The organism is Paraburkholderia sp., from assembly GCF_036488505.1.
Classification (GTDB): Bacteria; Pseudomonadota; Gammaproteobacteria; order Burkholderiales; family Burkholderiaceae; genus Paraburkholderia.
Genome location: NZ_DASXHN010000448.1, coordinates 1 through 22,924, shown reverse-complemented (window position 1 = coordinate 22,924; position 22,924 = coordinate 1). Strand labels below are relative to the sequence as shown.

Below are 22,924 nucleotides of genomic sequence, written 5' to 3'. Positions count from 1 at the left end.
TCGCTCGCGTCGCCGCCCGCTATCCCGATCGGTGTGCCGTCGCAATTGCTGGAGCGGCGTCCCGATATCGCCGCCGCCGAACGGCGGGTGGCGTCGGCCAATGCGCGAATCGGCGTCGCGCGCGCGGCGTTTTATCCCGATCTGACGCTGTCGGCGAGCGTGGGACTGGAGAGCACGTTCTTTGCGCCATGGCTCAGCGCGCCGAGTCTGTTCTGGTCGCTCGGCTCGCAACTGGTCGGCACGCTGTTCGACGGCGGCCAACGGAGAGCGACGCTACATGGCGCGAACGCGCAGTACGACGGCACGGTCGCCGACTATCGACAGTCCGTGCTGGTGGCGTTTCAGCAGGTCGAGGACAACCTGTCCGCATTGCACGCGCTCGCTGGCGAAGCCGCCAGCGAGCAGCGCGCGACCACGGCCGCCGATCTGTCCTTGCGACTCACGACGAACCGCTTCAACGCGGGCGCGGTCAGCTATCTCGACGTCGTGACCGCGCAGACGATCGCGTTGACGAATCAGATCACCGCCAATCAGATCGCCGCCCGCCAACTGGAGTCGAGCGTGTTGTTGCTGAAGGCGTTGGGCGGCACGTGGGGCGATCAACCGCTGGACACCGCCACCACCGCGACGAAGCATGCAACGCCGGGATAAAGCGCCACTCGGGCGCTGGACCGCTCGCCGTTACGGCGAGCGGTCATCCGCGCTTGAACGTCAGCACGAAGCGTGTGCTCCGTGCATCGCTTTCGGCGTGCACCGAGCCGCCGTGCAGGTCCATGATCGTGCGCACGATTGCAAGCCCTAGCCCGGTCGAACCCGTCGAGCCTTGCGACAAAGCCGACGAAGGCAGCGTACTGCGCGACGGGTCGACGCGATAGAACCGGTCGAAAATCCGCTCCAGATTATCGGCGGCGATCGGTTGCCCCTCGTTCGACACAGTGACGCGCACTGCATCGAACGAAGCGCTCGCGTCCAGCACGATCTCGCCGCCCGGCGGCGTATAGCGGATCGCGTTGGCGAGCAGATTGCTGACTGCCCGGCGAAACAGTTCGAGATCGGCCGTCAGCGTGGCCGCGCCGCTCACGCGCACGCGCACCTTCGCTTCTTCGGCAATCCCTTCGAAGTAGTCGGCGATGTGCGTCAACTCGCGCGCCGCGTCGAACTCGCGCATGTGTTTGACGAACTGAGGATGTTCGGCTCGCGCGAGAAACAGCACGTTTTCGATCATCCTCGCCAGGCGGTCGCACTCTTCCAGGTTCGACGCCAGCAGCGACTCGTATTCATCGACAGAGCGCGGCCGGGCCAGCGCCACTTCGGCGGCGCCGCGCATGTTGGCGAGCGGCGTACGCATGTCGTGCGCTAGATCGGCGGTGAAACGCGACAGCCGTTGGAAGCCCTGCTCGACGCGTTCCAGCATCGCGTTCAGCGCTGTCACCAGCGCCTCCAGTTCGCGGGGCACGCGCGCGACCGCGATCCGCGTATCGAGACGATTGACCGTCACGAGGCTCGCGCTCGCCGCGATCTCGCGCAAGGGCCGCAGCGCGGCGCGAATCAACAGGTAGCCGAGCAGCATCGCCAGCAGCACACCGGCCACGCCAGCCAGGTGCAGCGTGTCGCGGTAACGGTCCAGCAGCAGCCAGCGGTCGCTCATGTTGCGCGCCACCAGCACGCTCGCCGTGTCGCCGTTGCGCAGCCGCGCGTCGGTGAAAATGCCGCGGATCGGCGCGCCGGCGCGGCCGTGCCAGTCGCCAATGTCGGCCTCGGTGATGCGCGCGGTGGCGGCTACTCGCGCGAGCGGCGGCAATCCGGCAACGCTCGCTGCGCCGCTCGCTGCGTTCGGGTTTGCGAACGTCTGAGCAATGTTGTGTGCGAGCGCCCGGTTGCCGTCCGGGCCGAACACTTCCATCGACATCGCTGCGTTGCCTAGCACGATGCTGGTCAGCCGCTCGCCGTGCTCGTCAATGCCCTGCGCCGACTCCAGCTCCTCCATCAGCCGCCGTGCGTGGCGCGCCGCCAGCACGATGTCGAGATCGTCCTGCGCGTTGATCTGCTTTTCGAGCCCGAGGTACAGAAAACTGCCCACCAGCACGAACACCGCCAGCGTGGTGACGCCGAATGCAAGCGCGAGCGTCGCCGCAAGCGAACGGCCGCGCATCAGGCAGTGTCCTTCAGTTCGAGCACATAGCCGACGCCGCGCACCGTGTGAATAAGCTTGACGGGAAAGTTGTCGTCGATCTTGGTGCGCAGCCGGCGAATAGCGACCTCGACGACGTTCGTGTCGCTGTCGAAGTTCATATCCCACACGTAGGACGCGATCTGCGTGCGGCTCAGCACTTCGCCCTGGCGGCGCGCGAGCAGTTGCAGCAGCGAGAATTCGCGCGGCGTCAGATCGATGCGCGTGCCGCCCCGTTTGACGCGCCGGCGGTTCACGTCCATTTCGAGGTCGCCCACCTTGATCAGTTCGCTTTCGCGCGGCGGTCCACGGCGCGCGAGCGTGCGCACGCGCGCCAGCATTTCGACGAACGCAAACGGCTTGACGAGGTAATCGTCCGCGCCGAGTTCGAGGCCGCGCACGCGGTCGTCGACGTCGTCGCGCGCGGTGAGAAACAACACCGGCGTGGTACGGGTGCTGCGCAAGGTCTTGACGACGGTCCAGCCATCCATGCCGGGCAACATGACGTCGAGCACGATCACGTCATACTCTTCTTCCTGCGCGAGCAGCAGCCCTTGCGGACCGTCGTTCGCGACGTCGACCGCGTTGCCGGATTCTTCGAGGCCTTTCTTCAGATAGGCCGCTGTTTTCAGCTCGTCCTCGATGACCAGGATTCGCATCTTTTGCTCCGCGTTGCGTTGATTTCAAATCATACCGTCAACGGCAACAGCAGCAGCAACAACAGTGCGCGGGCTCAGACGATCGCCATCCGCCGCTGCGCGGCAACGCAGCGGCATTCGAATTGGCCCGCGAGAGCCGGCTTTCACCTGGTGCTGACCGCCATTAAACGGCCTGTGTCGCGGGGCGCGAAGGGCACGGGCCATCACAGTGCGACAGGCGCTTGTTCCTACGCCTCCCGCTTGCTGCGCCCATAGAGCAGCAGCATCGCCGCGATCACCACGCCGTAGATGATCTGACGCCCCGCCTCGGGCATCTGCGCGACCGAGAGGATCGACTGCAGCAGCGTAATGAGGATCGCGCCGGCCACGGTGCCCAGGTACGAACCCCGGCCGCCCAGAATCGACGTGCCGCCGAGCACGACCGCCGCGATCGCCGGCAACAGGTAAGCATCGCCCATCGATTGCGCCGCTTTCGACGCATAACCGGCGAGCAGCACGCCGCCGAACGCCGCGAACGCGCTACACACGGCGAAGGCGGCCACTGTCACGCGCCGCGTATTGATGCCGGAAAGATAAGCCGCGCGTTCGCTGTTGCCGATCGCGTACAGCGTGCGACCGAAGGTGGTCCGCGACAGCAGGAACATCGTGGCGCCGCCGATCAGCACCCACAGCGCGACGGCATTCGGCACGCCCGGTACCAGCCAGCCCGCGGCGAGCCATCGCATCACGTAGGGCGCGGAATCCTGCGGCGACGATCCCCCGGTGTAGACGATCATGATGCCCTGCGCGACTGCATTGGTCGCGAGCGTCGCGATCATCGAAGGAATACGCAGGATCGCGACGAGGATACCGTTGAACACGCCTATCAGCACGCCGCATCCGATCCCGGCCGGAATTGCGAGGACGTGCCCGAGTTGGCCGTGCCCCGCGACGGCGCACGCCATCATCGCGCCGACTGTGATCGTCCACGGCAGCGACAGGTCGATATGTCCGAGCAGGATCACCATCATCAGGCCGGTCGCAATGATGCCGAGGAACGCGCCGACCTTCAACTGGAGCAGGATGTACTCCGGCGACATGAAGCTGCGCGAATACATGCCGCCGACCAGCAGCAGCGCGACGATGCACGCGAACGCGACCACGATCGGCCGGTCGATTCTGCGCGTGAGCCGCGACACGAACGCGCTCCAGCTGGTTGCGGAAACGTCGGTCATTGGAACCACTCCAGACGGTTGCGCACCCGGAACAGCCCGCACGCGCCGATCGCGACAGCGAGCAGGAGAATCACCCCCTGGAATAGCGGCTGCAGCAACGCGTCGACGTTGAACACGAACAGCAGGTCGCCGATGGAGCGGAATGCGAATGCGCCGAAGATCGCGCCGATCGCGCTGCCCTTGCCGCCGAGCAGCGACACCCCGCCGATGACCACGGCGGCGATCGAAAACAGCGTATACGAGTTGGCGCTGCCGAGGCTCGCCTCGCCCGTGTCCGTGAAGAAGGTCAGAAACAGGCCGCCAATCGCAGCGAGCAAGCCGGCCAGCGTGTAGCTCGCGAACTTCGCGCGGCGGATCGGCATGCCCGACAGGAACGCCGCGGATTCCGAAGAGCCGGTCGCGTACGCCGCGCGCCCGACCGCCGAGCTTTTGAATGGAATCCAGACGACCAGCACAGCGGCGAGCAGAATCAGCAGGCTCGCCGGCACCACGCCGGCGACCTTGCCGGTCAGCGCGTCGGCGAGGTCCTCGTTGACCGATCCGCCGGGAACCGGGCGCAGCAGCAGCGCCAGTCCGAAGTAGACGGCGCCCGTCGCGATCGTCGTGACGATCGGCTGCAGACGGCCGAAAATGATGATGACGCCGTTGAGCGCGCCGCACAGCGCGCCCGCCGCGAGCACGCCGGCGACGCCGAGCGCGCTGTGCAGCGCGTCGCCGGTGACGATCCATGATGCCAGGCAATTCGTCAGCACGAGCGTCATGCCGATCGACAGGTCGATGCCGGCCGTCAGCACGACGAGCGCCTGCCCCATCGACACCAGCGCGAGCAGCACCGCCTTGTTCGCCGCGGTCTGAAACACGTTCGCCGACAACGTCGACGGATAGTTGAACAGGTAGATCGCGAACATCAAAACGAACACGCCGAACGCGAACGTCGCCCCGCGATTTTCCGCATACCAGTAACGCAGTCCGGTCATAGCGCCACTCCCGTGGAAGGCGAAAGCTGCCCGACTGGCAGGTCCAGTGCACTTGCAATCAGGTTCTGCTCGGTGATCGCCGAGCCGACGAGTTCCTTCTTGATCCTGCCTTCGTACAGCACCAGCACGCGGTCGCAGCAGCCGATCAGCTCGTCATAGTCGGTCGAATAGAAAAGGATCGCAGCGCCTGCGTCTGCGAGGCGCCTGAGCAACTGATAGATCTCCTGCTTCGTGCCGACGTCTATGCCGCGCGTCGGGTCGCTGAGGAGCAGAATTCCCGGCTCGCGGATCAGCCACTTCGCGATCACCACCTTTTGCTGGTTGCCGCCCGACAGCGAGCCCACGGGCGCGTCGACGTCGAATGACTTGATCGCGAGGAGTTCCATCATCCGGTCGATGAACGACTGCTGACGGTCGCGATCGATCACGCCCGCGGTGGACATGCGATCGAGTGAGGCAAACGACAGGTTCTCGCGCACCGACATCGGCAGCATCAGCCCTTCGGTCTTGCGGTCCTCCGGAATCAGCACCATGCCGATCCGGTTCGAGCGCGCCACCACGGGGCTCCCGATCGACACCGCCTTGCCGCCTATCTCGATCTTGCCCGCGCAACCGCGCAACACGCCGAACAACGCGAGCAGCAGTTCACGCTGACCTTGCCCGTCGAGGCCACCCAGCCCGAGGATTTCGCCGCGCCGCAACGAAAAGCTGACGCCCCGCAGCCTGTCGTTCCACGCGAGGTCTCGACAGGCGAGAACCGGCTCCGCGGTGAGGCGGCGCTCGGGTTTGTCCGGAAATGCATGCCGGTACTCCCGGCCGATCATCATTTCGATGACCTCGCTGTCGGAGCGTGTGCCCGCCTCGAAGCTCATCACATGACGACCGTTCCGGTAGACCGTGCATTCGTCCGCGAGCGCCTTCACCTCGTGCATCCGGTGCGAGATGAACAGCAGCGCGAGCCCCTCTTCGCGCAGGCGTTTGAGCACTTCGATCACGCGCGCCACGTCGGCCGCGGTCAGCGCCGAGGTTGCCTCGTCGAGGATCAGGATGCGCGGCTCGTGCGCCAGCCCCTTCGCGAGCTCGACCATCTGCTGGCGCGACAGCGGCAGGTCCCGGACTTTCGCGAGCGGATTGATGTCGGCCGCGCCCGCGCGCGCGAGCGCGTCCTCGGCCTGGCGGCGCTGGGTCCGGCGGTCGATCATGCCGAAGCGTCGCGGCGGGTGCGAAGCGAAGATGTTGTCCGCCACGCTCAGGTCAGGGATCAGCGACAGCTCCTGATACACGCAGACGATGCCGGCCGCATTCGCCGCGGCGGGCGACGCGAACGATACGCCACGGCCATCGAGGTGCATCGTGCCCGCGTCCGGCTGCACGACGCCGGACATCACCTTCAGCAGCGTGGACTTGCCCGCGCCGTTCTCGCCGAGGATCGCGTGGATGCGTCCGCTGCGCACCGTCAGCTCCGCATGATCCAGCGCGACGGCGCCGCCGTAGCTTTTCGACACGCCGGACATCTGAAAGATCGGCTGCTGTTCGTCGTGCCGCATGCTTCGTCTCCCATCACGTCGCGGGCCGTCACCCGACTACTGGTTGCCCTGGCTTTGCTTCATGATTTCCTGCGCGGAAAAATTGATGCCGCAAGTCGGGAACGAGTTGCCGACGAAGAAGTTGTCGGACTCGTTCGGGAAATAGTTGACGCCCGCCTTGAGCTTCGAATCGTCGGTGACATCGAGCGGCAGCTTGATTGCGACCGGGATCGTCTGGCCGTCCAGTGCGGCGAGCGCCGTTTTGATCGCCACGGCCACCTGAGCGGGACCGCTGCCCGCCGACGTGCACTTCAGGCCCTGGCTCCCATACTGCGCGCACAACTTGCGAAAGCCGTTCTCCGTCTCGCCGCCGAACGGCACGAAAGGATGCTTGGCATCGGTCATCGCGCGCACGACGCCCGTGTCGCCGCCCTGCGCTGAAATTCCATCGAAATGGCCCTGCACCGCAATCGCGTCGGCGACGGCCTTCTGCGCGACTCCATCGTCCCACTTACCGTAGACCTCGATGACGTCCCACTTCTTGCTGGTCCCGTTCAATGTGTTATGGAAACCATTGTGCCGGTCGGTGTCGACCGACGTGCCCGCCACCCCGCGGACCTCGAGCAGCTTGCCTCCATTCGGCAGGTGGCCGGCGAGCCACTTGGCCCACAGCACGCCGAGCCCGTACTGGTCGACGTCGACGTTGATCGCGTCTTCGCTGTCGAGCGTATTGTCGAACGCGACCAGCACGACACCGGCCTTCTTCGCGCGGCGGATCGCGGGTCCAAACGCGGTCGGGTTCTGCGCATCCACGACGATCGCGTCATAACCGGCATCGATGAAGTTGTTGACGGCCGAGATCTGCGCCGGCACGTCCTCGCCGGTCGAGACGACCTTGAATTCCTTCAGCTTGGCGGCGACGGCGGGTTGCGCCGTATAGGCCTTGGCCGTCTTGATCATCTGGATACGCCAGGTGTTCGCGATATAGCCGTTCACCAGCGCGATCCGGTAAGGCCCGCTCTTCTTCGGATACTTGACGAACTTCGTGTCGGTCTTCCATGGGACCATGCAGGACGGATCGCTGGGCGGCCCGGAAACGATCGATGCCTGCGCGAAAGCCGCGCCCCCGCACAGCGCCAATGCGGCGGTCGCCGCCGCTCGAAGCAACTGGATTGCTGAAAGCATGGTGTCTCCTGTTTTCTGGATTGGACTGACCGACTGCCGGCGCACATGGCTCGTCGTGAATCGCCGACGCGGTGTACGTAACGCAGGGAGCTTCGCGGATGTGCTACGGCGGGACTGAATCGGACTTGCCGAGCCAGCGGAATGAGTTCTTCAAAGGCGCCCCCTCGAAGTGAGACGGAGGGCGTGCGCGGACGCCTCCTGATCCGACACTACTGGCATACCGATCGGCACGCGATAGTGGTTTACCAGTGCGCCCGGTGCACGGCTCGATCGGGCTGAAAGCGGCGGGGACCATCGAACATCTGTCGCCTGTAGAGCGCGATTTCTTCGCGTAGCAGATGTTCTGCTCGCAGGCCGACAATGAGCAGACCGTCGTGCCCGTCGTGCCTTCGAGGTTGCCGGAGAACTAGCGACGGTCGACGTGAGAGAGTCCGTTTGGGAAGATCCGGTGGTTCTCTCGCACAGCTGACCGTCGGCATCTGCACCAACGCTGCGTATCGAAGCCTGATGCCGTTTCGTGGCATCATCGTACGCACCACGACACTACCTAGGAGCGTACGCCATGCCGACTTACATAGTCTTCACGAAGGAAAGCACGCAGGATCAGGGTGAGCTTGACATCTACCAAAGCAAGGTAGGCGAGACTTTCAAAGGTCATCCTGTCAAGATTCTGGCTGCCTACGGACCTCAACAGGTTCTCGAGGGCGAAGGGCCACAGGGCGTCGTGATCGCGGAGTTTCCGTCGACTGCGGCCGCACGCGCGTGGTACGACAGCCCGGCTTACCAGGAAGTCGCGCAGCACCGGTTCAAGGGCGCACGCTATCGCGCTGTTCTCGTCGAAGGCGTGTGACCTCCGTTTGCCGAACGTCAAAAACCGGTGCTCGACGGCCCTATGGTCGGCCAGTTACGCGCTGCACCATCGCGTAGAGCACCGACATCTGCAAGCCGCTCTTTAGCGCGTAGTTCGGGTCGTATTGATTGGAGTAGCCCCACCAGTCGAAGCATGCATTCGGGTTCGTCGGCCCCGGCGCAGACGACGCAATCGTGTCGGGATACACGACCACCAGCTTATTCGTGTCGGCCCATTCATTGATGCCCGCCTCGGTGACCCAGCGGTTTCCGATAAGCGACGCCTCCTGCAGACAGCCGTGAAGGGCGAGCACGAATCCACACTTGCTCCCTTGCGCGCAGGCTTTCGGAACAAAAACGCTCCCCGTCGAACTCATGGAAAGCTTGGGCGACGCCCCGAACTCCGTTTGATCGAATGCGGACAGCGTACCCGACAGCTTTCCGTTATTGCGCGGTTTCAATGGGCCGACGAACATCGTCAGCCACGTTTTTACTGAATCGTAGACTGCGCCATTCGCCGAGCAGCGCACCATGTAGGGACTCCCGAGCGTGCCGCACGCAAGTTCGCCGTCGGGCGATTCCCAGCCGTGCTCGGCGGGATACGAATTGTCGAAGCGAACATTGGCTCCATAACGCTGGTATTCCGAGTTGAGGTCGGCCATCTCGAGCGGATTGACAACCTGGTCTTGCGTGCCGGACCAGAGGTAGACGGGCTGTCCGCGCAGATTCGTCGCCGGATCGATGGTGCCGAGGAACGATTGCGCGTCCAGGTACCTCTCGGATGCCACAAGGGTGCTGTTGTATGACGCCTGATTCGACGGAAGCGTCAAGCCGCCACAGTTTGCCAAAGCGCTTGCGGCGCCTCCGGCGGCCGCGCACCAGTACACTCCGCCCGCGTAGACAGCGGCCCCTTTGAAGGTCGAAGAATGGGCAACGTGCATCTGCACTGCCGCGAAACCGCCAGACGAGATGCCCGCGACGAAGACCTTCGTCGGGTCGATCTGATAGCGCTGAAGTCTCTCGATCTTCGGCGTCTGCGCGGTCGGGTTCGACATGGCGGCTAACGCCTTCGCCTGTGCCGATGCTGCCATTGCACCGCCATCCTTACCTGCCGAATCGCCACCGCACCCGGCAACGCCGATCGCCAACGCGACTGCCGACGCTAACCGCAGACCTGAAGCAAACGTCATCATTGTCGTCTCCTCTTCGGCGTGCAATGAATTAGCAACATCGATCCGTCCGTCGAAGCATAGGTTGTATCCCGCTCGTGCCTAAGCCTCGGTAGCACGAGTCATCGGCAAAGCGCGGACAGCTCTTCAACGCATGTGATGCGCCCGGCAGTACCACCGCCATAGCAAAAATCGCTCCCGCGGCAGTTGCAATCGTGAGTCAGAGGCGCGGGGTCAAAACGGCAAAGTCGAAGACTCTTTCAAACGACCGATTTACACCAACGACCCGATCGCGCCGCGGGGCCTTCATTGGCAGCTCGTGGTCGGTCAGCGCGCTTGGCGGTTACTGCCTACGATGTACATATCGGTCGCAAAGCGTTTTTTTTGGGCCGACGAGTGACACAGCGCCCTGCGCGGTGACGAACAGGTCCAGCTTGTCCGACGCGACGACGAGTAGGCCAACCGTTTGGAGATAGCCATGCATTTCGACTACCGAGAATTCCACATCGACGCGTCACCTCTTGACGAAGGCGGCCACTATTACGGCCGCGCAAAGATCTATCGGCGCGCCCCGGTGGGCGGCGATGCCGTTGAAGTGAAGTACTCGGGCGACCTCGGAAATTATTCGTCTGACGCGGATGCTATTGAGGCGGCGAAGCGCTGGGCGATTCAGTGGTGCGACGAAAACTCGGCTTAGGTCGCGTGCAACGATTCGTCATTCTCCAGACGGATGGGGCCGAAGAGAAACAGCGGGATCGAACGTTCGTGTTTAGTGATACGCCGCGCGGCCCTTCTTTTTTAAGGACAATCCCTACTATCCACACGTCCAAGCGGCGCGCCGTAGGGGCTGAAAATGCGGCCCCGTTTTCGCGCGCTGCATGCGCTTATTCCCGTCCCATAAAAAATGGTAAGGTCCTCTCACCGTCTGTCCGGCAATTAACCCGCGAATGGCCATCAACCTCTCGCGCGGTGCCGGCAGGCCAATCATCGCTTTGTGCGCCCCAACCCTGTATTCAATGAGACGCGAACAACGATGATCCAGCTCAATCGGATTGCTATCGGGCTTGTTGAAATCGACGAGCACGCTCAATTCTCTGGTTATTTCGCGAGGCCGGCAGCCCGTTCCATTTCATTAGGTAAACGTAACGCGCGGGCAGGGTCGAATCGCTCACGTGGCATCGTCACGGCAATCTGCGCCGCCTGCGCGCTGGTGTCCGGATTAGGCGCATGCAGCTCGCAAGCGCAGACATCGCCCGTTCCACCTTCTGCCCAGCCACCTGCAAGCGTCAGACTCTGGTGCGCCGAACCGCCCGGCTACTACCCGTCCGTACAGACCTGTTCAAGCGGCTGGCAGCGACGCGCGCCCGATCTGCCCGCCTCCGTGGTTTCTCCACCTGTGCTGGTAATTCCGGTCCAGCCTCCCGCAGAAGGACGATCGAAATGAAAACTATCCGACCGGTTCGGTGCACGCTCACGCGTGCCACCCTTGTGACCGCAGCCCTCGCGCCGCTACTGCTGGCGGGATGCGGCGGCAGTGACGACTCGACGGCGTCGAGCGGCACGAACTCCGTGAAGCTCGCCGACACGTCGTCAGGCACGACTTCGGTGTCGTTGTCGCCGCTGTCGAGCACGGTGGCGAGCACGCTGGTGAAGCCTGCGTTCTACACGGCCCCGGTGGTGTTGAACGCGCCTTCCAACATCGACAGCACGGCGCCGTTCGCGTCGGCCAATCAGCCGCCTGCCATGCAAGCGTCGATGTCCACAACGGCGGTCGTGTCGCTTGCGCAGCTGACGCCGCAAACGATTGCGCGGTACGCCACGCACACTGCGCGGGCGGCGTCGAATTCAACCCAGGTGACGACGTATACGCCGGCGCAGATTCGCGCGGCCTATCAGCTACCGCCGCTGCCATCGTCATGGAGCAATCTGAGCGGGAGCGAGGCCGCGCAAATGGGCGCCGGCCAGACGATTTACGTGATCGACGCGATGAGCGATCCGAACATCGTCAAGGAACTTGCGGCGTTCGACCAGAAATTCGGCTTGCCGGACTGCACGACGACCACCATCGCGCCGAACGCGTCGCTGCCGCTCGCGGCCCCTGGCAGCAACGCGTGCCAGTTCTCGGTCGTGAACTCGACGACCAGCGGCGCGATGACGTCGAATGCGCCGTCGTACGACTCAGGGTGGGCCACCGAAATCGCGCTCGACGTGCAGTGGGTCCACGCTACCGCGCCGCTTGCGCGCATCGTGCTGATCCAGGCGCCGGATGCGTCGACCGGCACCCTGACCGCGGCGGTCAACCTCGCGAACGCGATGGGGCCCGGCGTCCTGTCGATGAGCTTCGGCGCACCCGAAGGTTCGTGGACCGGCTCCGTCGACTCGGCGTTCAAGCACGCGAACATGACCTACGTGGCCGCTACCGGCGATAACGGCACCGGCGTCGAATGGCCGTCCGTGTCGCCGAACGTGCTAGCCGTCGGCGGCACCCATCTTAGCTACGACGGCACCACCAAAAACGAAACGGTGTGGTCGGGTACCGGCGGCGGCATTAGTCAGTACACCGCGGCACCCGCATACCAGAACACGTCGGTGCCTGGCCTCGGCATGCTGACGAAGCGATCGGTTGGCGACGTATCGTTCAATGCGGATCCGTTCACCGGTCAGTACGTTGCAGTCATCACGCCCGACGCGGCCGCGCCGAGCTGGTACAGCGTCGGCGGCACCAGTCTGGCGACCCCGCAGTGGGCCGGCATCGTCGCCGTCGCCAATGCGCAGCGGGCGCGCAACAGTCTCGGCGCACTCGGCCTCGCGCAGACGCAGTTGTACGACACCGTCTCGACCGACGCGGGTCTGTACGCGACCGCGTTCTACGACGTCACTTCGGGCAACGACGGTTATTGCACGAGCTGCTCGGCCCATACCGGCTACGATCAGCCGTCGGGGCTCGGCACACCGGTGGTCGGCAGCCTGCTGTCGACGCTCGGCGTGTCCAACGCGCCACCGCCGGTCGTGTCGGCCGCGACGGTCAAGGGTACGGCGGGCAGCGCACTGTCGTTCACGGTGTCGGCCAGCTCGTCGGACGCGCTCAGCTGGTCGCTCGCGAATGCACCACAGGGCATGAGCATAGATAGTTCCGGTCAGGTGACATGGGCGCGGCCGGTCGCCGGCACTTACAAGGTGACCGTGACCGCGAAGGATACGGTCACCGGCTCGACGGGCAGCGCGAGTGCGAACGTGACCGTCGTCGCGGCATCGAAGCCGGTCGTGCAGGCAGCGACGATCGTGGGTCAGGCGAAACAGCCGCTCAGCTATCAGGTCGACGTCAGTGCGGCCGATCCGGTCAGGTTCTCGCTCAGCGGCGCGCCTTCGGGCATGTCGATCAGCAGCGCGGGCGTGATCAGCTGGAAAACGCCCGCCAAGGGCACGTATAGCGTCAGCGTCAAGGCAACCGACACCAGCAACGGCCAGTCCGGTTCGTCGACGATGAGCGTGCGGATCTCGTCCGCGGCAACCGGCCCCGCGATCTCGGCTGCGCCGATCAGCGGTGTTGAGGGCCGCGCGGTCAGCGGCGTGATCAGTATCGAGGACCCAGGCGCGGACAACGTGACGGTCGACATCAAAGGCGCGCCGTCCGGCATGGTGTTGGTCGAGAGCGGGCCGGGTCTCGTTGCCAAATGGCGGCACCCGGTCGCCGGAACCTACACGCTGACGCTGACCGCGGTCGATTCGGCGGGGCTCAGCTCGCAGGCGAATCTGGTGGTGACGATCGGCACGCGCTGAGCCGACTCGCCGCGCTGCCGCAACGTCGCTGCCGGCGACGTTGCGGCGCGCAGTGGGTGAAAAGATGCTCCTGATCCACACCTATTCGGGTGCTATCGGTCAGCTCCGTCCAGACCAACGGATCGACTACCCGCCGATACACATCGCTCCAACCGATACGGACGTGGTGGTGCGCACGGTCGCGACCAGGAACGGCGAACCAGCAGAGATCGACTAGCGGCTGTACAGCACGCCGCAGGGCTGGCGGTTGTATGACCTGAATGTGCTCGGCGTCTGGCTCATCCAGACATATCGCCAGCAGTTCAGTGACAAGATCAAGGAGAGCGGTGCTGACGGTCTTATCCAGTTTCTTGCTGAGCGCAACCAGCAGCTCGGTTCGGGCAAGTTCGGTAAGTGACCGCTGCGGATGATGGCGGCGGGCGCTTACCGGCCAGGAGCTGCCGCTCACCCAGCAGATACATCCGTCATTCGAACGGCCGATCCAGCCTACAAGCTGCCTTTGAACGGGAGTCAGCGAATGCCATGTCCGTGCCGGGCAAGTAGCGGCCCGTTACTGCAACACCTTGTGGAGTCGACGTGGGCGCAACTCTGTTCGAGTGACTAACCTCGTACGCGGCATCTACTTCCCCTGCCTGAACCACTTCCCGTAGATCTTTTCATACGTCCCGTCCGCGTACATGGCGAGCAGCGCTTCGTTGATCGGTTTGCGTAACGTACTGCCGGCCGCCAGGGCAATTCCGTACTTTTCAGGCCGGAATATCGGGCCGACGACCATCAATATACCGTTGCCGCGCTTTGCGGCCCAATATTGGAGCGTCGGAGCATCATAGACAATTGCCTGCAACTCGCCTTGAGTAAGCATCCGGATTCCGTCTGCAGCTGTCTTCACATCGACAAATGGCAAGCCACGCTGCGTGAGGTAATCTGCGGCAATTGTGCCCGCCGCAGTGCCAATCGCTTTGCCCGGCAGATCGCCCGGACCCTGAATGTTTGACTGAAGCTGCGTCACTGTTTGAGACGAGGTCACAGTTGCCGTAAGTTGGGCGATCAACACGACGCCGATCAACCACATTGCGGGCACCAACATGCGTTTCCATATGTTGGCGGCGTCGCGTTCGCCGTGCTCTCCCGTTGCGATGATCAAGATGGTCCCCCATAGACCTTCTCCTAACGCCCGTACGTAGGGCTTCTGAAAACTCCGATCGTGCTTGCGTTCGACCAGCCAGAGCAGGTTGGCGAGAAGGAAGACGAGGATGGCTGCCACGCACAAAAGCTGGCCAATGGCTCGCCAGGGAATCGAACGGAAAGTCTCCAGAAACGCACTTTCGTTCCGCGCACGCACCATAATCTGTAGTCCAGAGTCGAAGTACGGCAGCGAGAAATCGACCATTTTCTCGCGTTCCGGTGTCATCGTGATAGCGGCTATTGCGACATCTGCATCTCCCCGCTGAACCGAACGCAGCAAATCCGACTGTGTCGGAACCGAACCCCACGCGAATTGGACGTGCAATCGACTCGCCACTTCATTCCATAGGTCAATGCTGAAACCGGCCGGCAGATCGGTCTGCGGCAGCACGAATGGTGCAGTGGCGGCAATCACCACTCGTAACGGGCGATCTCTGGCGGTTGCAGAAGGACCTGTCGCCAGGTAAGTCACTGGAAGCGTTTGGCCGGCGCTGCAGAAACGCCCGCAGCGTACGGTTGCCGAGCGGACATTCAATCGGAGTCTGCTGAACGTCACACGTTCAATGTCCCGTCCAGATTTTGAAGATGTCCCTACCGATGACGTCGGCGAATGCATGAAGTCTCGCAGTCGGCCGTCGACAAGGTCCGCTTTGTCCGCATCGCGGTTCCCGCCAGCACTCGCAATCCCCTTGAAGTTCGGGGGTGCCGCCGCCGTCATGCCCGAAGCGGCGACGGTTGCGATGCCGGCCAGATCCGGCGAAGTCGGGCGCATCTTATCGCCACGGGGCAACGCGCAGATCCGGCAGGTCGCAACGCTACGGTCGGTTTCGGCGTTGCTTCTTACTATCGTGGGTCCGCGCGTGGCCGGAACGGCTGCGATTGCCATCGACAACAGGGTGAGACGCCCCAAGGCACTGAGCAACCCTTTCGATATCCTGTCCAACGAACGTCTCCCAGGGGTGAGTGCACCTGTAGCCCGGTCGCATACGAACCGGACTGCATATGGCAACGGTCCGGTGCATCAGGCCTCCCTTGTTTTCTCATATCAGTGCAAGGAGGTGGGGAGATGGTACACACACCTAGTCATCCGTGCCGTTGTCCACGGCGTTCGGCTGCGCCCGCCAGCTTGGCTTCTGACAGACTCGCGCATGTACGGATGCGCATAGCGAATTAGTTGCAATACCGAACGGACGCGATATTCAATGCTGCGCTACAGGAGGATAACGTCGAGGCGGATATTCCCTCCATAGGCCCTTAGTCCAATAGCGGCACTTCCTGACGTTGCATATAAATACAGTTTGTCGGAATCCGCAGCATGCCTATAAACATCCGGTGCGGGAGCGCCGGGCTTGGTGAGCTAACAAACGCATCAGAGGTTCTCAATTCAAAGCCCGCAACGAAGCGTCGCAACGGTCGCCTCGGGGCGAGCAGGTTTGTGTTTTGGCAAATGCCGCACTGCCCACCGCGGGAGGCTTTGATCGTGAGAGTAAACGGAGAACACGCGGGAGCGGCACTCGTGCTTTGCGCAGCGATTGTTCTATCGCTGTCCGTCGGCGCCGCAGCACCCTATTCAGCCTACGCGCAAAGCGCAGCTGGACCGTCGAATCAGCAGCTCGATTCGCTGACCGCCCCGATAGCGCTGTACCCCGATGCGCTACTTGCTCAGGTGCTGATGGCGACGACATTCCCTCAGCAAGTTCAGGCCGCCGCAGCATGGTCGAAGGCCAATGTCAAAATGTCAGGCGACGCCGCGGTGAAAGCTGTCGCGTCGCAACCGTGGGATCCGAGTGTGCAATCGCTGGTCGCGTTTCCGCAGGTGCTGGCGACGATGGCATCCAAACCGGACTGGGTCAAACAGACCGGCGATGCTTTTCTTGCGCATCCAAACGACGTTATGGATTCCATTCAACGGCTGCGCAAGCAGGCGCAGCAGGCGGGCAATCTGAAGTCGAGCGAACAGCAAAAGGTGATCGTCGTACAGAACACGGTTCAGATCCAGCCCGCGAACCCGCAGGTCGTGTATGTGCCTACCTACAACCCGGCGTCTGTCTATGGGCCCTGGCTTTACCCTGGGTATCCGCCCGTGTATCTTCCGCCCCCGCCTGGATACGCGGTCGCAACGGGCTTCGCTGCGGGCCTCGCGTTTGGAGCTGGCATCGCCGTGACCAACTCGCTTTGGGGTGGTTTCGACTGGAACAGTCACAGCGTCAATGTGAATGTCAACCACTACAACAACATCAATGTCAATAACCGCCTCAATGCAAGCGGCGGTACAACGAACTGGAACCGAAATACCAGCGTTCACGCCAATGCAGGGGACCTGAACAGCGTGCAACACAATGCGTACCGCGGCTATGACAGCTCACGTGCCCAGGCGATGCAAACGCTACAGAGCCGCACTGGCGAAAATATGAGCGGCTCGGCCAGCCAGCGACTGCAGGGCATCGATAAAGGTGGCTACAACACTAGCGATCTGCGCAATAGCGCTGACTACGCGAACCGCAGCAACGCGCTACGCGGTGCCGGGGACGGTGACGCCGCCCGCCAGGACATGCAGCGTGGCGATGCAAGCCGCGCAACGTTGGCCAACGACAACTTCGGGGGCGGCAGGTCCGGGGGCGGAGACCGGTTTGGCGGAGGCGGAGGCGGCGGTGGTTTCGGAGGTCATTTCCGCCGATAACGATTGAACCGCTCGAGGAGAATGTGATGCTCCGCTTTATGTCCACATGCAGACCTTATGCACGCGCCTCGAGGTTCATCTGTGCTATCCGCGCAGCCCGTGCGCTTCTCGTCTTGTCGGCCCTGCTAGCGGTGACACCGCCAGCAGGCGCACAGGCTATCTATCGAACGCCGGACGCTGCTGCGAATGCGTTTGTCAATGCGCTCGCCGCCAGCGACGAGGATTCGATGAAGCATGTGTTAGGACGCAACTACCATCAACTGATCCCAGCGCAAGACGTCGTGCAAGACGATATCTACGATTTCCTCGGTGCATGGGCGCAGGGTCACAAGATTGTATTGGAGGAAGGACCGCATAAAGGGCGCCCAACTGCTCGTGTAGAGGTCGGCAACAGCGACTGGACATTGCCGATCCCACTTGTGCAGACCTCGCGCGGCTGGCACTTCGATACGGCGGCCGCAACGGACGAACTGTTCACGCGCCGGCTTGTCCGCAACGAGCGAGCCGCGATGATGTCATCGCTGGCTTACCTGGACGCGCAGAGCGACTACCATGCGTTAACCGGTCATTACGCGCAGCGTCTTGTCAGCACGCCGGGCCAGCGTGACGGACTGTACTGGCCGGTTCGTCCCGGTGAAGCCGCAAGTCCACTGGGTCCTCTTGCGGCCGCGATGCCTGAAAGCGCTACTTTCTCGCGCGACGGCTATCACGGCTATCGTTATCGGATTCTCACGACGCAGGGCATGCATGCAAAAGACGGTCCGAGGAACTACGTGATCAACGGAGAGATGACTATAGGTTATGCACTTATCGCATGGCCTGTTCGCTATGGCACGACGGGAGTGATGAGTTTCATCGTGAATCAGGATGGCCAACTCTACCAGCGGGACCTTGGGCCACAAACCGCGCGCATCGCTGGGACGCTCAGATCGTTCGATCCCGCGCCGTCCTGGGCGCCGGTCAAGCCTTAACCGGTTTCATCGCGCGTGTTGGGCCTGAACATGTGTCGGTCATTGGATTGAAGCGGCTTTTATTCAGCGACCTGAGTGATTTGCGTTCGCCTCCTGTTCTTCATCGTTCTTGCGAAGATCATAGCGGCTCGCCAGCATTAGAACCGGATGCCAACTCCGATGAACGGCCCAGCTGTCTTGATGTCGTAAAGGAACTTGGACTGGTCATAGTTCATGCTGATCACGCGATACCCAGCCTTTGCGACGAACGTCTTCGAGACGTTGTAGTTGATGCTTCCGAGAAGCTGCCAGGAAAGCTTCGTCCCACCGGCTCCGACATCAGCATAGCCGACGACCGACCACCTCTCGGTCCATGCAAAAGCTGCCCGGATCCCCGCGAAACCATCGGTCCAGCCTACGCTGTCGCTGTGACTGTCGCCATTCGGAAGCAAACGACTCGAGGAGAGAGTGGTGCTGGCATCAATATGCGTATAGCGCACGCCTGCTAGCACGTCGACGGGCGTCGTCGGACTGTCGAGCACCCGATAGGCGCCCGCCGCCTGGACGATCGCCTGATTGGCCTTGAGCCGAACGGTACCCAGAGCGCCGCCCGCTAGAGGATCGGACGTTTTGGAAAGATCGACGTAGACCATATCGAAGATGATCCCCCACCGACCCTTGCGCGCTTCGAACGTACCCATTGCTCCGAAATCGAGGTTTCGCCAGACATTGGAGAAACTGGCGTCGAGATTGACCGCCGGCGTTCTCGCGCCGATGCGCGCCCACCCGCTCGATCCGGCGGCCCAGAAATAGGGGGTCGCTTCGAAAGCCCAGGCGTCCGATGACGCTTGGGCAAGTGCATTCACTGGCGTGGCGGCAATCAATGCGCAGATTGCAATGCTGACATGTGTGCATTCCATAGAAGCGATCCTCACCAGCAGAGCGTGGGTCCGCGGTCGTGAAAAAGACCGGGGCCCGCAGTCACATCGCGCGTGCCACTGACTTCGGGCGTGTTTCTTGCATCATCGTCAGCCCTGTGGCTTGATGACGGATGACTGCGGGATAGGCATTGCTTCAGATCTTCAGGGGTGAAACCTTAGTGCCTTCGAGCGATAGATCGCCCATCAGACCGGCGTTGGTGAGCACAATTGCTTCAACCGGTGCTGTGGCTGTCGTTGTATCTAGCGCGCCGTTTGCGCCGACTTTCAACAGTGCAACCGATGCATCGGCACCGGCCGTCCACCCCGCCGAACTACGAAACTTCGTCAGAGCTTCCTGGGTGATAAACAGGAAGATGAGTGACTTCGACTGGGCTCCAGCGAGCAGGCCGAACGAAGCTGATACCGTACTGTAGTAGCCCGCGGCCGCATCGCCGACACGTAGGGCGCCCTCCCCGTACTGTCCGCCAACGATGAAGCCGACCTCCACTACGGAAGGGAAAACGAGCACGCCCTGCGACTTGCCCACAAGTTCTCGCGAACCCCCAACAGTTGAATAGAGGCGTGACATTGTGCCGTCGACGCTTGCGTCGATTGACTGCTTCTTCGAGGTATCGGTGGCGGCGGTCGGTGCCTGATTTCCTGTCATCGTGCAACCCGCAACGCCGACGCCGGTCAGGATCAGCGTAGTCGCTGCACCGCCCCGCATAAAAGTTCTTCTCTGCATCGTGCCCTCCAACAGGGTAGCTTGTGATTCAGAAGCGGAACTAGCAAAGATTCGGCGTAGAACAGTTTTTGCATACCAGTCGCCGGGTCACCTCATCCGGCTCCGCCCAATCTCGATCGCTCGAACAACCTGAGTTAACCTTAGCGATTCGCGAACGACCGATTGCTGGGCCGGTCGGGCATCTAACCGGATTCATGGCGCTGCCGTCTGTGCGCCAGGATAGTCCTTAACGCCTTGGGACGGAGAGCGCGTCACCGGTTACATTGCGCGAGGTCGCAAATCGATCTAAAGAATGCTCGATATGCGCCCCGGCATTCTTATATTCAGTCAGAGGCGCTTGCCCTCAACGCTGAAATAGCAGGAGATCTCGCTGATGGAATCAAGACTTGAGCGTTGATAATATGTGAACCGCCCATCGCGGTCCAATTGGACCTTGGTCCTATATCGGTCAACAGCGTACCGCGCTAACAGTATGGGTCGATTCACAACCCTTCCAGAACGGCGCTGTCGCATTGCAGAGAATGGCACCGCGCAAGATCGCGACCGAGCAGCTGCGCAGCTATCGCTGAAAACAGTCATCAGCCGACGCGCGAACGCGAGCAACGCATGGGAGGCGCGCAGGACTATAAGCACAACGACGTGCTCGACAGGGACAGCATAACCGCAGCGTGCCGGTCACATACGGTACGACAGGCGCCGTGGCTTTGCTTGTCGATCAGGACGGCCAGCTCTATCAGAAGGGTCTTGGTCCGCAAATCGCACGCATGGCGTCGCGGCGGGAGTCGTTCCATCCACAGGGCTGGTGGTCAGGGGTGAAGCCTTGCGTTGCCTGCTTGCTGTGAGCGTCGTCGCCATGTCAGGTAGATGCTCGAAACTGTGAAGGCGGTGACGAAGTATGCAATGACAAGTACGAGCGTTTTCGCACCGACGAACTCGGTGGCGACGATCAGCGCAATGCCAACGTGCCGGGTTGCGCAGGCGATGGCCAGCGCTGATCGGTTGTCCGGCTCGGGTCCGCCAAAAAGATGACCGATGAATAGCGCGAATATCATCAGCGCCGCGAGCGCGAGTACGCCTGGCAAGGTAAGTCCCACCAGGTGCTCCCTATGGACGACCAGCAGGACGACGCCGGACGCCGCAAGGACAACTCCGGCAATCATGAGCACCCGGTCCGAAAGGCGCTCCGACCAGGACGGAAACATGGCGCGCGCCGCCATGCCGATCATGATCGGCAGCAGAACGGCTTCAGCAATGTCCGACACGACCGTCCTTAGGGACAGCTCGACGGTGGCGTCGAAGTAGGCGTCCAGCATGGCGGCCCACACTGGCACGGCGACAATGGCGACGAGCGAGGACGTGATGAGCAAACTAAAGATGTATTGCTGACTATTCAGGTTCTTGAGCCTTCGGGGCAGCAGCGGGGCTCCCGCAGAGACGGCGAGCACCAGCATCGCCGCTTTCACCCCCGGTTCGACGGGAATGATCAGCACAAGGCCGAACGCGACCGCGGGAACCACCAGATACATTGCTGTGAGAGAGCGCAGTAATAGCCCAGGCCGCCGCCATAAATAGGTCAGCTCGGAAGGCGAAGTCCCGGCACCGACGCCGGCGATAAGCACAGCAATGGAAACCTTCAGCAGGACCATCAGGGTTTCAGTCACGGCACTGGCACCTTCCAACAGATACTGCGACCACGAGATCGAACTGCAATCTGTCCGATAAGGCATTCATCGGCGAACCCGGCCGGCGCAGTTGGGCAGCACACTGCGCCTCGTGGCCGCTCAGAGCAACCTTATGATGATGCTTAGAAAGACGAAGCTACCGGAACAGGCCATAACCAACGCAACGAAAAAAGTGGGCCGCCAGATGCTGACTGGCTGATACTGACGCAGTCCGACGATGGTTAGCCAGTACTCGATCGTTCCCATTACCATTGAGACCGTGCCCATCCCCGTGAGAAAGAGGCCCACGGTCCGGGGGCTATGCGGATGGGCCAGATGCACGCCCGCTTCTGTAAATCCCTGTAGCACCTTGTAGATCGTAAAGCCGAAGCTGATCATCGAAAGCGCGGTACGAATCCACGCCATCAAGGTACGGTCAGCCGCCATCAACGTGCGCGTCGTCGCGAGGTCGGTCCGATCCTCGGCCAATTGGTTCGCTGAGCGCGCTTCCACGTTAGCCACACCGTTCTCCGGATATTCGTTGCCGGTTTGCAGCAGAGAATTCCGGCTGACTGTCGCAAACGACGATCAACGCGCCCACATGCGTCAACGTTAATCTAGTGCATGTGACGCACGATTGCGAGCTCTCCAGCTTGGAAGGCATGCCTATGCGCTCGTTGATAGTCCGAAACGACGCTCATATGGAAGGAGACCGCTCAGATCCGGGCCTGAATGACGAAGTGAACAGTTTCGACAGTGGCGCTACTTATGTAGCTGTTTCTATACGTTCGATGTCCGCGGTGTTGCTGATCTCGACGCTTTGCGCGCTTCAACGGTGTGCGAACTGACCTCATGAACCCAGGCAACAAGTTCGCGCAATGCGCCTTAATCAGAAAATCACGAAATTGCGTTTGCATTCCGGACACAACCTGCCTTAAATATCAATCACGTTTGTGTCTTTCACCTTTTTGTTCCGGAGAGCTGCCCACTTCAATGTCTAGGCGCCTGGCGGGCGGCGCGGGCCATCTTTTCACATTCTGACAATCAATAGGGGTTAAGGCGATGCAAGCCACGTTGCCGTCTGGCGATTCAACAGCGTGTATGAAGGGTCACCAGACGCCTGACATCCGGCCGTCGGATGCGCCGCCATGCTTCCATTTGCTGGCCAAGCCGAGCGGATCAACGTGCAACATCGACTGCAAATACTGCTTTTTCCTGTCGAAAGAGGCGCTGTATCCCAACGAAAAACACCGG

Annotated in this window: 19 protein-coding genes and 1 pseudogene; 8 read left to right on the top strand and 12 right to left on the bottom strand. The window is 62.1% G+C overall.

The window, feature by feature from the left end; translation table 11 throughout:
- Positions 1 to 651, top strand: a 651-nt coding sequence (locus VGH68_RS25840; protein WP_331606554.1) for an efflux transporter outer membrane subunit, incomplete at its 5' end; no start/stop codon positions are given.
- A 43-nt stretch (positions 652 to 694) separates the two neighbouring features.
- On the opposite strand, the gene VGH68_RS25835 is transcribed toward VGH68_RS25840, so the two are convergent.
- From VGH68_RS25835 to VGH68_RS25810, 6 genes are all read right to left on the bottom strand, one after another.
- Positions 695 to 2,152 carry a heavy metal sensor histidine kinase gene (locus VGH68_RS25835; protein ID WP_331606553.1) on the bottom strand — a complete coding sequence of 486 codons (1,458 nt, stop codon included), beginning with the start codon at positions 2,150 to 2,152 and terminating at the stop codon, positions 695 to 697.
- Positions 2,152 to 2,829, bottom strand: a complete 678-nt coding sequence (locus VGH68_RS25830) for a heavy metal response regulator transcription factor (RefSeq protein WP_331606552.1) — start codon at positions 2,827 to 2,829, stop codon at positions 2,152 to 2,154. Before VGH68_RS25830 ends, VGH68_RS25835 begins: the two co-directional genes overlap by 1 nt.
- Before the next feature lie 227 nt (positions 2,830 to 3,056).
- Positions 3,057 to 4,043 carry an ABC transporter permease gene (locus VGH68_RS25825; protein WP_331606551.1) on the bottom strand — a complete coding sequence of 329 codons (987 nt, stop codon included), beginning with the start codon at positions 4,041 to 4,043 and terminating at the stop codon, positions 3,057 to 3,059.
- Positions 4,040 to 5,020 (bottom strand): ABC transporter permease, encoded by a 981-nt coding sequence (locus VGH68_RS25820; protein ID WP_331606550.1) that lies wholly within the window; start codon positions 5,018 to 5,020, stop codon positions 4,040 to 4,042. Before VGH68_RS25820 ends, VGH68_RS25825 begins: the two co-directional genes overlap by 4 nt.
- The gene (locus VGH68_RS25815; protein ID WP_331606548.1) at positions 5,017 to 6,567 is read right to left on the bottom strand and encodes a sugar ABC transporter ATP-binding protein; all 1,551 of its coding nucleotides are present in this window, start codon (positions 6,565 to 6,567) and stop codon (positions 5,017 to 5,019) included. The genes VGH68_RS25820 and VGH68_RS25815 overlap by 4 nt, the downstream gene beginning before the upstream one ends.
- A 36-nt stretch (positions 6,568 to 6,603) precedes the next feature.
- Complete coding sequence (locus VGH68_RS25810; protein WP_331606547.1) at positions 6,604 to 7,731, bottom strand: sugar ABC transporter substrate-binding protein; 1,128 nt, start codon at positions 7,729 to 7,731, stop codon at positions 6,604 to 6,606.
- Positions 7,732 to 8,293: 562 nt separating this feature from the next.
- Here VGH68_RS25810 and VGH68_RS25805 point away from each other — a divergent pair.
- A complete protein-coding gene (locus VGH68_RS25805; protein WP_331606546.1) occupies positions 8,294 to 8,581 on the top strand; it encodes a DUF1330 domain-containing protein in 288 nt (95 codons plus the stop codon).
- Between the two features lie 40 nt (positions 8,582 to 8,621).
- Here VGH68_RS25805 and VGH68_RS25800 read toward each other — a convergent pair whose 3' ends face one another.
- A complete protein-coding gene (locus VGH68_RS25800; RefSeq protein ID WP_331606545.1) occupies positions 8,622 to 9,773 on the bottom strand; it encodes a prolyl oligopeptidase family serine peptidase in 1,152 nt (383 codons plus the stop codon).
- Between the two features lie 454 nt (positions 9,774 to 10,227).
- Here VGH68_RS25800 and VGH68_RS25795 point away from each other — a divergent pair, with 454 nt between their 5' ends.
- The 3 genes and pseudogenes from VGH68_RS25795 to VGH68_RS25785 all read left to right on the top strand — a co-directional run.
- Positions 10,228 to 10,446, top strand: coding sequence for a hypothetical protein (locus tag VGH68_RS25795; protein ID WP_331606544.1), 219 nt, complete (start codon positions 10,228 to 10,230; stop codon positions 10,444 to 10,446).
- Positions 10,447 to 11,189: 743 nt separating this feature from the next.
- The gene (locus VGH68_RS25790; protein WP_331606543.1) at positions 11,190 to 13,529 is read left to right on the top strand and encodes a S53 family peptidase; all 2,340 of its coding nucleotides are present in this window, start codon (positions 11,190 to 11,192) and stop codon (positions 13,527 to 13,529) included.
- Between the two features lie 61 nt (positions 13,530 to 13,590).
- Positions 13,591 to 13,926: pseudogene (locus VGH68_RS25785) on the top strand (MlaC/ttg2D family ABC transporter substrate-binding protein); the annotation flags it as partial.
- A gap of 222 nt (positions 13,927 to 14,148) precedes the next feature.
- Here VGH68_RS25785 and VGH68_RS25780 read toward each other — a convergent pair.
- The gene (locus tag VGH68_RS25780) at positions 14,149 to 15,486 is read right to left on the bottom strand and encodes a transporter substrate-binding domain-containing protein (protein ID WP_331606542.1); all 1,338 of its coding nucleotides are present in this window, start codon (positions 15,484 to 15,486) and stop codon (positions 14,149 to 14,151) included.
- 708 nt (positions 15,487 to 16,194) lie between these two features.
- Here VGH68_RS25780 and VGH68_RS25775 point away from each other — a divergent pair.
- Positions 16,195 to 17,394, top strand: coding sequence for a DUF3300 domain-containing protein (locus tag VGH68_RS25775; RefSeq protein ID WP_414696991.1), 1,200 nt, complete (start codon positions 16,195 to 16,197; stop codon positions 17,392 to 17,394).
- A 26-nt stretch (positions 17,395 to 17,420) separates the two neighbouring features.
- The gene (locus VGH68_RS25770; RefSeq protein ID WP_331606541.1) at positions 17,421 to 18,365 is read left to right on the top strand and encodes a DUF2950 domain-containing protein; all 945 of its coding nucleotides are present in this window, start codon (positions 17,421 to 17,423) and stop codon (positions 18,363 to 18,365) included.
- 137 nt (positions 18,366 to 18,502) lie between these two features.
- Here VGH68_RS25770 and VGH68_RS25765 read toward each other — a convergent pair whose 3' ends face one another.
- Both VGH68_RS25765 and VGH68_RS25760 read right to left on the bottom strand, forming a co-directional pair.
- A complete protein-coding gene (locus VGH68_RS25765; RefSeq protein ID WP_331606540.1) occupies positions 18,503 to 19,264 on the bottom strand; it encodes a hypothetical protein in 762 nt (253 codons plus the stop codon).
- Positions 19,265 to 19,418: 154 nt separating this feature from the next.
- Complete coding sequence (locus tag VGH68_RS25760; protein WP_331606539.1) at positions 19,419 to 20,009, bottom strand: BPSL1445 family SYLF domain-containing lipoprotein; 591 nt, start codon at positions 20,007 to 20,009, stop codon at positions 19,419 to 19,421.
- Between the two features lie 668 nt (positions 20,010 to 20,677).
- Here VGH68_RS25760 and VGH68_RS25755 point away from each other — a divergent pair.
- The gene (locus VGH68_RS25755; protein ID WP_331606538.1) at positions 20,678 to 20,851 is read left to right on the top strand and encodes a DUF2950 family protein; all 174 of its coding nucleotides are present in this window, start codon (positions 20,678 to 20,680) and stop codon (positions 20,849 to 20,851) included.
- Here the strand turns inward: VGH68_RS25755 and VGH68_RS25750 are convergent.
- Both VGH68_RS25750 and VGH68_RS25745 read right to left on the bottom strand, forming a co-directional pair.
- Positions 20,816 to 21,670, bottom strand: a complete 855-nt coding sequence (locus VGH68_RS25750) for a hypothetical protein (RefSeq protein ID WP_331606537.1) — start codon at positions 21,668 to 21,670, stop codon at positions 20,816 to 20,818. The genes VGH68_RS25755 and VGH68_RS25750 overlap by 36 nt on opposite strands.
- Before the next feature lie 120 nt (positions 21,671 to 21,790).
- Positions 21,791 to 22,192 carry a YidH family protein gene (locus VGH68_RS25745; protein WP_331606536.1) on the bottom strand — a complete coding sequence of 134 codons (402 nt, stop codon included), beginning with the start codon at positions 22,190 to 22,192 and terminating at the stop codon, positions 21,791 to 21,793.
- Positions 22,193 to 22,924 lie beyond the last annotated feature (732 nt).

Excerpts from the sequence above, each read along its gene's own strand:
- VGH68_RS25825 (WP_331606551.1), bottom strand. The coding sequence starts at position 4,043 with ATGACCGACGTTTCCGCAACCAGCTGGAGCGCGTTCGTGTCGCGGCTC.
- VGH68_RS25780 (WP_331606542.1), bottom strand. The coding sequence starts at position 15,486 with ATGCGCCCGACTTCGCCGGATCTGGCCGGCATCGCAACCGTCGCCGCT.
- VGH68_RS25805 (WP_331606546.1), top strand. The coding sequence starts at position 8,294 with ATGCCGACTTACATAGTCTTCACGAAGGAAAGCACGCAGGATCAGGGT.
- VGH68_RS25795 (WP_331606544.1), top strand. The coding sequence starts at position 10,228 with ATGCATTTCGACTACCGAGAATTCCACATCGACGCGTCACCTCTTGAC.
- VGH68_RS25835 (WP_331606553.1), bottom strand. The coding sequence starts at position 2,152 with ATGCGCGGCCGTTCGCTTGCGGCGACGCTCGCGCTTGCATTCGGCGTC.
- VGH68_RS25810 (WP_331606547.1), bottom strand. The coding sequence starts at position 7,731 with ATGCTTTCAGCAATCCAGTTGCTTCGAGCGGCGGCGACCGCCGCATTG.
- VGH68_RS25765 (WP_331606540.1), bottom strand. The coding sequence starts at position 19,264 with ATGGAATGCACACATGTCAGCATTGCAATCTGCGCATTGATTGCCGCC.
- VGH68_RS25800 (WP_331606545.1), bottom strand. The coding sequence starts at position 9,773 with ATGATGACGTTTGCTTCAGGTCTGCGGTTAGCGTCGGCAGTCGCGTTG.
- VGH68_RS25820 (WP_331606550.1), bottom strand. The coding sequence starts at position 5,020 with ATGACCGGACTGCGTTACTGGTATGCGGAAAATCGCGGGGCGACGTTC.
- VGH68_RS25790 (WP_331606543.1), top strand. The coding sequence starts at position 11,190 with ATGAAAACTATCCGACCGGTTCGGTGCACGCTCACGCGTGCCACCCTT.
- VGH68_RS25815 (WP_331606548.1), bottom strand. The coding sequence starts at position 6,567 with ATGCGGCACGACGAACAGCAGCCGATCTTTCAGATGTCCGGCGTGTCG.
- VGH68_RS25760 (WP_331606539.1), bottom strand. The coding sequence starts at position 20,009 with ATGCAGAGAAGAACTTTTATGCGGGGCGGTGCAGCGACTACGCTGATC.
- VGH68_RS25830 (WP_331606552.1), bottom strand. The coding sequence starts at position 2,829 with ATGCGAATCCTGGTCATCGAGGACGAGCTGAAAACAGCGGCCTATCTG.
- VGH68_RS25770 (WP_331606541.1), top strand. The coding sequence starts at position 17,421 with ATGCTCCGCTTTATGTCCACATGCAGACCTTATGCACGCGCCTCGAGG.